Raw genomic sequence first — 11,873 nt, 5'->3', positions numbered from 1 at the left:
TAGCCTCAAAACCCACAGCGATCGCGTCAACGATAGCATCAACGCCCTTAGCGGTTCGATCTCATTTGAGCAAAGAGTTGAATTACGCTGAAAAGTCATAGAGAATAAACCTCGATCCGTTCTCGCGCGAAAATCACCATGTCTACCCCCTTCTCTCCTGAAGAAATTGCTGCTGAAGGCATTAAACCGGAAGAGTATCAAGAAATTGTCCAACGTCTCGGCCGCCATCCCAATAAGGCAGAACTGGGAATGTTTGGGGTAATGTGGTCGGAACACTGTTGCTACAAAAACTCGCGCCCGCTGCTGAAGCAATTTCCTACCACCAGCGATCGCGTCCTCATCGGCCCGGGCGAAAATGCTGGCGTAGTAGACTTGGGCGACGGTTTGCACCTCGCCTTCAAAATAGAATCTCACAATCACCCGTCCGCGATCGAACCTTTCCAAGGCGCTGCGACCGGAGTCGGCGGCATTCTGCGCGATATCTTCACAATGGGCGCGCGTCCCATCGCCATCCTCAATTCCCTCCGTTTCGGTTCCCTCGACGATGCCAGAACCCGGCGCATTTTTGCCGGAGTTATCGAAGGAATCTCCCATTACGGCAACTGTATCGGCGTTCCCACCGTCGGCGGCGAAATTTACTTCGATCCCGCTTATACAGGCAATCCTTTGGTCAATGTTATGGCGTTGGGATTGATGGAAACCCCAGAAATTGTAATGTCCGGCGCGGCGGGAATTGGCAACCCCGTCCTGTATGTCGGTTCCACCACCGGACGCGATGGTATGGGCGGCGCGAGTTTTGCAAGTGCCGAACTCACCGACCAATCAATGGACGATCGCCCCGCCGTCCAAGTCGGGGATCCGTTTCTCGAAAAATGCTTGGTGGAAGCTTGTTTGGAAGCGTTCAAAACGGGGGCAGTGGTTGCAGCACAGGATATGGGCGCGGCGGGGATCACCTGTTCGACTTCAGAAATGGCTGCTAAAGGCGGGATCGGGATCGAACTGGATTTGGATAAAATTCCGGCGCGGGAAAAGGGGATGGTTCCCTATGAATACTTGCTGTCGGAGTCGCAAGAACGAATGCTGTTCGTTGCCGAAAAGGGGCGGGAAGGAGAGTTAATCGAGATATTCCATCGCTGGGGATTGCAAGCAGTTGTTGCGGGCAGCGCGATCGCGGAACCGATTGTTCGCATCCTCTATCAAGGAGAAATTGCCGCCGAAATTCCCGCCACTGCCCTCGCCGATAATACCCCCATTTATCATCGCGAACTCTTGAGCGAAGCCCCAGAGTATGCAGCAAAGGCTTGGGCTTGGACATCAGCAGCGTTACCGCCTTGCACTCCCGAAGGAATTGAAATTAACGCTCAACATCGCAGTTGGAGCGAGATTTTGCTGCAATTGCTCGAAACGCCCAGCATTGCCTCAAAACAGTGGGTTTATCGGCAGTACGACCATCAAGTGCAGAATAACACCGTAATACTCCCCGGTGGTGCGGATGCGGCAGTTATTCGAGTCAGACCGCAGGAAGCCATTCAAAATTCGCAGTTCAACCCTCAAAATTCGCAATATTTAACCGGCGTAGCGGCGACGACGGATTGCAACGCGCGTCACGTCTACCTCAACCCTTACGAAGGCGCAAAAGCGGCCGTAGTTGAAGCAGCGCGCAATTTAAGTTGCGTGGGCGCAGAACCGCTTGCAATTACCGATAACCTCAACTTCGGCAGCCCCGAAAAGCCGGTGGGTTACTGGCAACTGGCGGAAGCTTGTCGCGGAATTGCGGAAGCTTGCCGGGAGTTGGGGACTCCGGTGACGGGCGGTAACGTTTCGCTTTACAACGAAACGCTGGACGCAGAGGGCAGCCCCCAGGCGATTTATCCGACACCGACTATCGGGATGGTGGGGTTAGTCCCGGATGTCACAAAGGTTTGCGGGCTGGCTTGGCAGGAAGAAGGCGACTTGATTTATTTATTAGAATCTCCCCCTCTCCCCGTTTCCCCCTCCCCCACTTTAGGAGGAAGCGAGTATTTAGCAGCGATTCACGCAATTGTAGCCGGACAACCGCCGAAGGTCGATTTTGCAGCGGAACGGAAGGTGCAAGCCGCTTGTCGCGAGGGCATTCGCAAAGGATGGGTTCGTTCCGCTCACGACTGCTCGGAAGGCGGCTTGGCGGTGGCGATCGCGGAATGCTGCATTGGCGGCGAGTTGGGGGCAGAAGTCACTTTACCCACGAACGAGGGGCGCTGGGATGAGGCGCTATTTGGTGAAGGTGGCGCTCGTATTGTGGTTGCCGTGAAACCAGAGGATAAGGAGGTTTGGGAAGGGTACGCCCGCGAGCAGTTGGGCGCAGATTTTCAGCCCATCGGTCGCGTAGTTGCAAAAGATGAGGGATTAAAGGTTTTGGGGGCTGGGCAAAAACTATTGCTTAAGGTTAAGATATGTGAAGCTGGCGATCGCTGGCGCAAAGCGATCGAAAGACGCTTAGCGGGGGCGATGTAGTTGTAGAGAGCGGTCAACACTTCACGGATGACGGATTACTGTGTAACTGCTCGTTGTATTTTCGGGGATTTAAGGGACGACGCGCATCCAAAGGAATCCGCTTTGTGGCTCTCGTTGTAAATGAAGTTAAGGAAATGTTAAAATTTCTTAAGGATTGAAGGCAAAAACCGTTTGAGTCCCCCACCTGTTTATGCTGCTACCGAGCCAGTTTTGACCGCGTTTACTGCCCTACCAGGAGAATAACCCCCCATTATGATTCCTAACGAATCCCTTGACTTCGATTTGCATACGACTGAATCGCCCGCCAATGCTAACGAACGCCCTGACAAGCCAGAAGAAGCTTGCGGGGTGTTTGGACTTTATGCCCCCGAAGAAGATGTTGCCAAGCTCGCGTATTTTGGCCTGTATGCTTTGCAGCATCGAGGTCAGGAATCGGCAGGAATTGCCACCTTTGATGGCGATCGCGTTCACCTGCATAAAGATATGGGCTTGGTTTCGCAGATTTTTAATGAAACCATTCTCGATGAATTACCCGGACGGTTAGCCGTCGGCCATACGCGCTATTCAACGACAGGTTCGAGTCGGGTTGCCAACGCTCAACCCATCCTCGTAGAAACGCGAGCCGGGACATTGGCGCTAGCACATAACGGAAATTTAGTCAATGCAATGGAATTGCGCGAAGAACTGCACCGACGCAATTGTAGCTTTGAAACGACCATCGACTCCGAAGCGATCGCTCTCGCGATCGGTAACGAAGTCGATAGTGGCAAAGGCTGGTTAGAAGCAGCCATCAGCGCCTTCCAACTCTGTCAAGGAGCCTATAGCCTCGTTATCGGCACGCCCGAAGGCTTAATGGGCGCGCGGGATCCCAACGGCGTGCGTCCCCTTGTCCTCGGCATTCTCGAAGGCAGCCCCCAACGCTACGTCCTCGCCTCCGAAACCTGCGGCTTAGATATTATTGGAGCCGAATACCTGCGCGATGTCGAACCGGGCGAACTGGTTTGGATTACCGAAGAAGGACTCGCCTCCTTCCACTGGGCGAACAAACCCGAACGCAAGCTTTGCATCTTTGAAGCAATTTACTTCTCCCGCCCCGATAGCATCGCCAACGACGAAACCCTTTACAGCTATCGCCTGCGCCTCGGTACGGTTCTGGCAAGCGAATCGCCCACGGAAGCAGATCTCGTCATCGGCGTACCGGATTCCGGCGTACCCGCCGCGATCGGTTACTCCCAAACTTCCCACATTCCCTACGCCGAAGGCTTAATTAAAAATCGCTACGTCGGGCGCACCTTCATTCAACCCACCCAACATATGCGCGAATCCGGCATCCGCATGAAGCTAAACCCACTCAAAGATGTTCTCAACGGCAAGCGCATTGTAATTGTCGATGATTCCATCGTGCGCGGAACCACCAGCCGCAAAATCGTTAAAGCCTTGCGCGATGCTGGGGCTAAGGAAATTCACATGAAAATTTCCTCGCCGCCCGTCACCCACCCCTGCTTCTACGGACTCGATACCGACAGCCAAGATCAACTTATTGCCGCTACTAAATCCGTTGAGGAAATTGCCCGACATATCGGCGTTGATTCCCTTGCTTATTTAAGCTGGCGCGGAATGCTGGAGGCAACCGGCGCAGATCCGAATAGTTTCTGTTCGGCTTGCTTTACCGGCGACTATCCGATCGCGGTTCCCGAAAGCATCAAACGCTCTAAGCTAATGTTGGAAGAGGTTGTCGTTTAATGCTGAGTTAACTAGCAGCAGAAACCCAAAAAAGCGACGATTTCTCCAAGCATTATTCGGACGCAAATCCTACAAGCGCGCTACGATTACCTCCTTTTGGCGAGCCAGTCAATAACTCGCGATTAACAAAATGGGCTTGGTGGGAATTGTTGACTTAGGGGCGAATTGTTGACTTAGGGGCGAATGCCATTCGCCCCTACTATTCTTGAATAAAGGTAAGATAGGGGCAACTTTTGTCAAAACGTTTAGGCTTGAAGAGGAAAGCGATGACGGATAAACCTATTTTTATTTTCACAGGAATTGCCTCCCTAGTTTGCGTCTTTTTGCTTGTCTCTGCGGTTCCCGAACGTTTGGCAGAATTACCCCCCGAAGGACATAAAACCTTCATTTATGGAACCGCCGCTTTTGTAGTTTTTTGTTTGACGATAGCAATTTTATGTTTCTTTCCTCAAAGTCACTGGATAACCTTAAGAATTTTCGGAATTCTTTTGATGGGACTATGTGTTTTTACGCTGGTGGATGGGGTTCGCACTCGCAATCTCGCTCTACTTCCGAACGCATTATTGATACTTCCAATCTCGATTTATTTGCTCAAACGCGGTCAGTTGACTGAGTAATAGCAGCACTCGCTGGCGCACGCGCTCAACAAAAACAGAGTTTGTCGCTCCCGCAGACATCAATCATCCATTCAGCCAAACCCTTCCCCAGCAACGATCCCCTCTCAAAAGCGTTCAAATCAAAAATTCAGATATTAAAATGGTTGAGGTAAGGTTGCAAAGTTTGGTGTTTGGAGGAAAAGACCTTGGACGAATTGAGGGTAGCCCTGGAATTAGCAACGGAAGACGAGCTTCACCAACTCACGAAGATTTTATTTAGCCGAGGACTCAACCCGCTGGATTATATCCAAATGCCGGATGTTATTGAGGTTCAAAGCCGCGATCGCGAAGAACTACTTGATGGGATCGAGGAACGGTTTCGTTACCTCGCTGCCGACGGACTGACCGTTTTACGGGGGCGCACCCATCAAGTCAGCTACCGCACCACGTTGATTCAAGTCTGCCGCTATCTCAAAATTCCCTACGCGCAGAAAATGTCAGCGGTGGAGTTAGAATCCGAAATCTTCTTACATTTAGTGCAGCGCGCCTGGAAACATTTACCCGCCTCGGAACAGCGTTCTTTGACGGCGCGCATTCAACGTTCCCTCGCCCAGTCCAACTACTCCGAACCTCTACCCCCCCAACTCCAGCACGATCCCGTTAACTTATTGCTCAAGGGCGGCGGTATTATGGCGGTGAATTTTGCCGTGAAGCCCCTAATCCTTCAGCATATTGCGCGTCAGTTTGCCCTCCACTTCTGTCAGTATCAGATGGCAAAAACCGCCCTCATTGAAGGGGGAACTGCTGCTGCGGTACAAATTCAGCAACAGTTAGCCGTCCAAGCGGCGCGACGCGGTATGGTAGTAGCAGCATCGCGTCAAGCTGCGGTGCGATCGGCTTTTGCCTTCTTGGGGCCGGTTTTGTGGGCTTCGTTCGTTGCCGATTTGGGCTGGAAAGCGATCGCAACCAACTACGGCCGCATTATCCCCGCTATTTTTGCCCTCGCTCAAATTCGCTTGATTCGTTCGGAGTGTTTGGAACCCGCCTATTAATTCCCTGGTTTTCTCGCGCGGCTAATCCCGGGCAAACGTTGCCCTGGCAATTGCTCCAAAGCGGTTTGCTGATTTTTCCCCTCCTACCGGCTTTGGGAGCGGTTGCGATCGCGATCGCAATCTTAATCGTCTGGAAACAGCAGTTTCGCTCCATTGCGCGATCGCCCGTCAATCGCGCTCTGGGCATACTTTCCCTACTCCTAATCCTCAGCGCTTGCTTCGCGAACAAACCCGCCGAAGCCTTTCTTGGTTTAGCCAACTTTCTGCCTTTTTTCATCGGTTTCGTCGCCTTCAGCCAACTGCTGCGAACCCCCCAGCAGTTGCACCGCATTGCTTGGATTCTCGCCATTTCTACCGTTCCAGTTGTGATTCTCGGTTTGGGGCAAATGTGGGGCGGCTGGCAAAGTCCGCAATGGGTGTGGGCGGTGGCGGGTTGGCATTTGGAACCGCAGGGGAACCCCTCCGGGCGCATGGCTTCGACGTTTATGTATGCCAATTTATTAGCCGCTTACTTAACTTTTGTTTTTATCCTGGGGTTGGGTCTGGCAATCTCCACCTACGAAAATTGGCGCAGAAGCCGTCAAAAAGGCGGACAACTTTTGTTTTTAACTCTTTTCCTCTCCGGATGCCTTATTGCCTTAGTTTTGACCAGTTCGCGCAATGCTTGGGGGGCGATCGCGCTTTGTTTTCTCGCCTTCATCCTCTATCGAGGTTGGTACTGGCTGGGATTGGCGGCAGGAACGGCAGCGGGAAGCGTACTTTGGGCTTCTTTCGGTCCGAGTTGGGGGCGCAAACCGTTGCGTAACGTCGTACCTGATTTTTTCTGGCGGCGGCTATCGGGAGAAATGTACGCACCGCCGCCTCTCCCAGCGTTGCGAGCTTCGCAATGGCAGTTCGCTGGAGAGATGGCACGCGCCCGCCCGCTTTTGGGTTGGGGGTTGCGGAATTTTACGCCCTTATACGAAGCGAAAACGCAATTTTGGTTCGGCCATCCCCATAACTTATATTTAATGCTGGCAGCAGAAACCGGCATTCCCACACTATTATTATTTTGCGCGATCGCGGGATGGATTCTCGCTCGTGCCGTTCTTTGCTTGCAGCAATGGCAAACCGAACGCTTTCTCCTTTTCAGCTATATCCTTGCCTTTTCAAGTTTAATGCTGTTGAACGGCTTAGATGTGACGATCTTCGATCCCCGTCTCAATACCTACGGTTGGCTATTACTTGGAGCGTTGTGCGGCGCGGGATCGTCCTCCAGTTTAGCTGCGCGGGATGTTGAAAATGCTTGAAACGACGCACTTTGAGCGGAGCGTTGACTCCTAAAACGATTGCCCATCTTTTGGCAATTGGGAAGGCGAGACAGAAGGATTCGGCGTTACCTCGCGCCACAGCAAAACCGGGAGACTGAGAAGCCCTAAAACGATAACTGCTGCCGTCGTTATCCAAACCATCGTGCGATTGGGGCGATAGTCCCCCCGTTCGATTTGCCAAAAAACCCGATTGTAATGCCAAGCTGCTAAGACGATAACGACAATCCCAAAAATAACCAAACTCAACCCCAAGTTTTCCGAGTTGAAAATCGAGCGATGGGTTGCGGCTTGATGCGTCGTCGCGACTTGAAACTGACGCAAAAAGAGACTGAAACGAGTTAGGGCAAACCCAAAACCCATCAGCGCGATAGAAGTTCGCAACCAGGCTAAAAAGGTGCGTTCGTTGGCTTGATGTTCTCGCTGTCTATCTACTGGCGAAATTTTGGTCACTGATAAGGCGCTTCCACCTCTAAGCGCGCTACCGTAATCGCGCTCCAAGCAAAAGCAAGAACGAGGGGCATGGGGGATTTCAGGATAACGCATAAGGCTGCCGCGATCGCAGTAATGGCGATCGCGCTGCCCATCCACCAACGTTCCTCTCGACACAAACCCTTTGTTTCTTTAATCATTCTGAGTTCCTTAGTCGGAATCGGTTCCGGGATAACAGCCCCGGGGGGAAACGCCCAGTAATGATTGAGCCGCTCGGCGAACGCATCCGTCCATCCATGTTCGCCGCACCATTCCGCAATCCATTCATCCCTGTAATGTCTCATCTTTGTAATCCGAAATCCACACGCTAGAAATAACCCAAAGCCTTCGTTCGCTTTGGCAAAAGGGAACTTTATTTCTGAGATTCTCATGCTTGCAATAGTCGGCGGTTGTGAAACCAGCAGCTTCCCGACGCTAAAAGTGCTTTTGCATAGCCTCCTCTCAGCAGTATTACGCATACTAACAGATCGTTTTCGAGGAGGGGTTGAAGGCTATGCAAAAGCACAACAAAGTTAACATAATGACATTAAAGGACGCAGTTCTCGACAAATCCCCCTGCTGCCTGTGAAGGAGGGACAAATTGTGGCTCGTTGAAGCTTTAGCATCGCTCATTCCCGAGCCGCCATCAAACAAACAAGCCTTGAAAGGAAAATACTAGCGTCAGTTTAAGGAAGCTTCGAGATACTTCGATGATTTTATAGTTTTTGTATCCTTGATAACATTAATTTTTTTTCGGCTTCTCAACTTGAAAGTCTTTCTATCCCCTACGGAAAACCGTATTGATTTTGAAATAATATCGGTACTATTTTAAAACAATATAAGCGTTGCTTAAGCTCTTGAAAGCCTTTCACACAAGGACTTTAGCTATCTTAAGCGCTGAGTCACTGCGATTGACGATCTCGATCGCATCGCGTGCTAAACTTTAAATACAAGCTAAAATATAGAAAGTCAGTTTAAAGGGTTATCGACTTTATTGAAGCTTGCTTCATCTAAATAAAGTTCCCATAAATTAAACTGAGTGATAAAACAGATTCGGTGAGTTTATCGGTGTAAAAATCCGAGGTGGGACAGGCCTATCGTTTCTACCGGAAAACAACATTGAATCTTTGTAGATCGAGATCGAGCAAGACTATCCCGAGCCGGGAATACCCAAATCAGTTATGGCTAATGTAATCGAATCCGTCACCAAATCCGCGATCGCCTCCCGTTGGAGTTGGCTTGACTCTACCGCCTCCGAATCGCAGCCCGCAACGCCAGCGCATCGAGTACCGCGCTCCAAGTTTGCGCCGTTGCGTCCGATGCGGGAGTGGTTCAACAATATCAAAGTACAAGATGTTGACGTAGCGCACCATTTATGCTCTTTGATTCCCGCGCAATGTCCGTTCGAGCGGGATGTAAAACTGTTCGGGCGCACCCTATTTCACATCCCGCCAATGTGCAAGCTCAACCCCTTCTACGAAGAGTTAGTGATGCTGCGTTTCCGAGCGCTGTGTTACTTAGCGGATGAATGCGGCGAAGATATCAGTGCCTACTGTTGATGAAAGGTCAAGGCATTTGAGAAACCGGGTTTTCTGCCGCTCGAGAAACCCGGTTTTTTCATATCCGTCTCATTGTCTTGGGATTCGGGGCGGTCGATGATAAGATTTTCAGTACCCATTTATTGATATTGATGAGGGGCGATCGCAGATCGTGGCAATTATCGCGCTGAAAGCTTGGTATTTAGAACGGTACGAACCGATCGCGCAACTAATCGAGCGCCCGCACGACTTGCGTTTGAGTCAGAATAGCTTGCTCAAAGCCGGAATGCGCGCCGACTTTCTCGACGATCGCGCCGTTGTCGAAACCTCGAGTTGGTTCGCCCGCTACCTAGACGGAGAAACCATCGAATTTTACATCGAAGGCAGCGGCGGTTATGCCATCTCCAATATCGATCTCGTATCCCACGAAATCTACTTCACCAAGCAGGAAATCAACGCTTTCCTCGATCCCGTCATCTATTTAAGCCATCAGACGGAATATCCTAACTCCACTGAAATCTTACAAGAAAGCTTACAAGAAGCGATCGCCTCCTTCAACCCGCGATCGCGCCTTCCCCTCAAACTCGAACTCGCCCCCCGCCCTCACAACGCGCCCCTACGCCTCAGCGCCAGCCAACTGCGGAAAATCCGCAAAAGCTTGCTCTTCATCGCCGATACAACCCCCATCGCCAAAACCGATAGCAACGCCCTCCTTCCCAGTCCTAACGTTTGCGTCGAAATCGGTTTCGCCCTCCAACACAAACGCACCGAGCAAATCTTATTCATCCAACAAGAACATCTCGACGGCAAATTTCCCTTCGATCTCGTCAATCGCCAGCAACTCACCTTCAAAAGCGCCGAAGACCTCCAAAAAACCTTGCCCGAAACCCTAGAAACGCTCCTCGCGCGATTTAAAATGTTGTCTTAGAGTCCCACTTTGCAGTACCTTAACTTGCGATGGGGTTAATTGCGTTCAAAGCGCGCAGTTCCCTAAAAACATTTCTCTTGGGATCGAGGAAATTTTTTATGCCGAGAACGCCTGACGAATACGCCGTCTATATCCTCTTATCGAGCGGCCACCGCGAAGAAGTCCGCTTTACCACCATTCAAGATTTTCAGAAATGGTATAGTGGGGAACTAATGCCTAAAGCGAACGACAATAACTTCATTAGCGTACCGATTAAAAACCTGCAAGGCGAATATATGGTCATTCGACCGAGTTGCGTCGCGGCAATCCGGGTCGAGCCAGTTTTTGCAGGCAGCGTCGATCGCTATTAAGTTTTTACTGGGTTTTATTACGAACGATCGTGAAGAAAAAAACAGCTTTACTGGGATTGGGATTGGGATTGGCACTGTTTCTGCCTGCTTTTAAACTCGAAGCTCGTCCGCCCGCCCGTCAGACGAATGTCGCACAAGCTTCGACCCAGAGCCAAACGCCCTTACGTCTGGTTGAAGTCTCGCCGCAAGATACCTCCCTCGGACTGGACGAACAGTTATTTCAAGGGTATTCGGGAACGGCGGGAGATAAACAAGCGCTTCTGCAATCGATTGATAACAGCTTGCGCTATCTCAATAGTAATTCGGCAGCAGAAGTTTACAGCAACTATCCCGTTGCTGGAATTACTCGCGATCGCGTTCGTCGTTCCTTAGTCCGCTTTCGTCAACTCGTCGCTAATTCCCGCTCTCCCCAACAACTCCAAGCTGCCGTTCGGAAAGAATTCGCCTTCTACAAATCTGTCGGACGAGACGATGGAACGGTGTTCTTTACCGGCTACTACGAACCGATCTATGCAGCGAGTCGCGTTCGCACGGCGGAATATCGCTATCCCCTTTATCGCGAACCGGCAGATTTGAGTGCTTGGCCCAAACCGCATCCGACTCGCGCTCAACTCGAAGGAATCGACGGAACGGGAAGCGATAGTTTAATCGCAGGGGGCGAATTGGTATGGTTGCGCGATCGCTTTGAAGCCTTCCTCGTTCACATCCAAGGTTCCGCCCGACTGACCCTTCCCGATGGTCAAGAAATGACCGTCGGCTACGACGGACATACAGACTATCCTTACGTCAGCGTTGGCAAAGAGATGGCGAATGCAGGGCGCGTTCCCCTCAGTGGGTTGACGCTCCCGGTGATGATCGACTATTTCAAACGGGTTCCAGAAGATTTAGACGTATTTATTCCCCGCAACAATCGCTTTATTTTCTTCCGAGAAACCTTCGGCGCGCCAGCGACGGGGCAGATCGGCGTACCCCTGACCCCCGATCGCTCGATCGCGACGGATAAAGCCCTGATGCCTCCCGGCGCGCTCGCCCTCGTCCGCACGCGCATTCCTTACAGCGCCGGTAACGGCCAAATGGATTCTCCCACTGTTAACCGTTTTGTTCTCGACCAAGATGCGGGCGGCGCGATTAAAAGCCCCGGGCGCGTTGATTTGTTCTTGGGGACTGGGCAGGCTGCCGGAGCGCGCGCGGGCGTAGTCGGTTGGACGGGAGAGTTATATTACCCGCTGTTGAAAAATTAGCGCGATCGCTGCTAAAAATGACGTTAATCCCGCTCCTGTTTGGAGGGGGATTTTTTTATCGCGCCCCCAGCCCCAAACTTCAATTCTAATCTTTCTCAATAAAGCTCGCAATACCTCAGCGACTTTTCTAAGAAGACTCGCCGTTCCCGATGCG

At 51.4% G+C, this 11,873-nt stretch carries 11 protein-coding genes; 9 read left to right on the top strand and 2 right to left on the bottom strand.

Going from position 1 to position 11,873, the window contains the following annotated elements; all coding sequences use genetic code 11:
• Positions 1-138: 138 nt before the first annotated feature.
• From purL to H6G50_RS02050, 5 genes are all read left to right on the top strand, one after another.
• Positions 139-2,493 (top strand): phosphoribosylformylglycinamidine synthase subunit PurL, encoded by a 2,355-nt coding sequence (purL, locus tag H6G50_RS02070; protein WP_190712765.1) that lies wholly within the window; start codon positions 139-141, stop codon positions 2,491-2,493.
• A gap of 252 nt (positions 2,494-2,745) precedes the next feature.
• A complete protein-coding gene (gene purF, locus H6G50_RS02065; RefSeq protein WP_190712763.1) occupies positions 2,746-4,236 on the top strand; it encodes an amidophosphoribosyltransferase in 1,491 nt (496 codons plus the stop codon).
• A 266-nt stretch (positions 4,237-4,502) separates the two neighbouring features.
• The gene (locus tag H6G50_RS02060) at positions 4,503-4,853 is read left to right on the top strand and encodes a hypothetical protein (RefSeq protein WP_190712761.1); all 351 of its coding nucleotides are present in this window, start codon (positions 4,503-4,505) and stop codon (positions 4,851-4,853) included.
• 185 nt (positions 4,854-5,038) lie between these two features.
• The gene (locus H6G50_RS02055; RefSeq protein ID WP_190712759.1) at positions 5,039-5,884 is read left to right on the top strand and encodes a hypothetical protein; all 846 of its coding nucleotides are present in this window, start codon (positions 5,039-5,041) and stop codon (positions 5,882-5,884) included.
• Positions 5,863-7,173, top strand: a complete 1,311-nt coding sequence (locus tag H6G50_RS02050; protein WP_347239849.1) for an O-antigen ligase family protein — start codon at positions 5,863-5,865, stop codon at positions 7,171-7,173. The genes H6G50_RS02055 and H6G50_RS02050 overlap by 22 nt, the downstream gene beginning before the upstream one ends.
• A 30-nt stretch (positions 7,174-7,203) precedes the next feature.
• On the opposite strand, the gene H6G50_RS02045 is transcribed toward H6G50_RS02050, so the two are convergent.
• A complete protein-coding gene (locus H6G50_RS02045) occupies positions 7,204-7,644 on the bottom strand; it encodes a DUF202 domain-containing protein (protein WP_347239848.1) in 441 nt (146 codons plus the stop codon).
• Positions 7,641-7,967 (bottom strand): hypothetical protein, encoded by a 327-nt coding sequence (locus H6G50_RS02040; protein WP_190712756.1) that lies wholly within the window; start codon positions 7,965-7,967, stop codon positions 7,641-7,643. The genes H6G50_RS02045 and H6G50_RS02040 overlap by 4 nt, the downstream gene beginning before the upstream one ends.
• Positions 7,968-8,843: 876 nt before the next feature.
• Here H6G50_RS02040 and H6G50_RS02035 point away from each other — a divergent pair.
• The 4 genes from H6G50_RS02035 to H6G50_RS02020 all read left to right on the top strand — a co-directional run bounded on the left by H6G50_RS02035 (position 8,844) and on the right by H6G50_RS02020 (position 11,719).
• Entirely contained in the window at positions 8,844-9,221 is a 378-nt protein-coding gene (locus H6G50_RS02035) for a Mo-dependent nitrogenase C-terminal domain-containing protein (RefSeq protein WP_190712754.1), read from the top strand.
• 151 nt (positions 9,222-9,372) lie between these two features.
• Positions 9,373-10,128 carry a hypothetical protein gene (locus H6G50_RS02030; RefSeq protein WP_190712752.1) on the top strand — a complete coding sequence of 252 codons (756 nt, stop codon included), beginning with the start codon at positions 9,373-9,375 and terminating at the stop codon, positions 10,126-10,128.
• Between the two features lie 98 nt (positions 10,129-10,226).
• Positions 10,227-10,478 (top strand): hypothetical protein, encoded by a 252-nt coding sequence (locus H6G50_RS02025; RefSeq protein WP_190712750.1) that lies wholly within the window; start codon positions 10,227-10,229, stop codon positions 10,476-10,478.
• 29 nt (positions 10,479-10,507) lie between these two features.
• On the top strand, positions 10,508-11,719 hold the full coding sequence (locus tag H6G50_RS02020) for an MltA domain-containing protein (protein WP_190712748.1): 1,212 nt from the start codon (positions 10,508-10,510) through the stop codon (positions 11,717-11,719).
• Positions 11,720-11,873 lie beyond the last annotated feature (154 nt).

The sequence above is a fragment of the Oscillatoria sp. FACHB-1406 genome (assembly GCF_014698145.1).
Taxonomy (GTDB): Bacteria; Cyanobacteriota; Cyanobacteriia; order Cyanobacteriales; family Spirulinaceae; genus FACHB-1406.
Note: the sequence above shows the minus strand (reverse complement) of the source record. Positions and strands in the feature narration are given on the sequence as shown.

Excerpts from the sequence above, each read along its gene's own strand:
- H6G50_RS02035 (WP_190712754.1), top strand. The coding sequence starts at position 8,844 with ATGGCTAATGTAATCGAATCCGTCACCAAATCCGCGATCGCCTCCCGT.
- purL (WP_190712765.1), top strand. The coding sequence starts at position 139 with ATGTCTACCCCCTTCTCTCCTGAAGAAATTGCTGCTGAAGGCATTAAA.
- H6G50_RS02040 (WP_190712756.1), bottom strand. The coding sequence starts at position 7,967 with ATGAGACATTACAGGGATGAATGGATTGCGGAATGGTGCGGCGAACAT.
- purF (WP_190712763.1), top strand. The coding sequence starts at position 2,746 with ATGATTCCTAACGAATCCCTTGACTTCGATTTGCATACGACTGAATCG.
- H6G50_RS02025 (WP_190712750.1), top strand. The coding sequence starts at position 10,227 with ATGCCGAGAACGCCTGACGAATACGCCGTCTATATCCTCTTATCGAGC.
- H6G50_RS02060 (WP_190712761.1), top strand. The coding sequence starts at position 4,503 with ATGACGGATAAACCTATTTTTATTTTCACAGGAATTGCCTCCCTAGTT.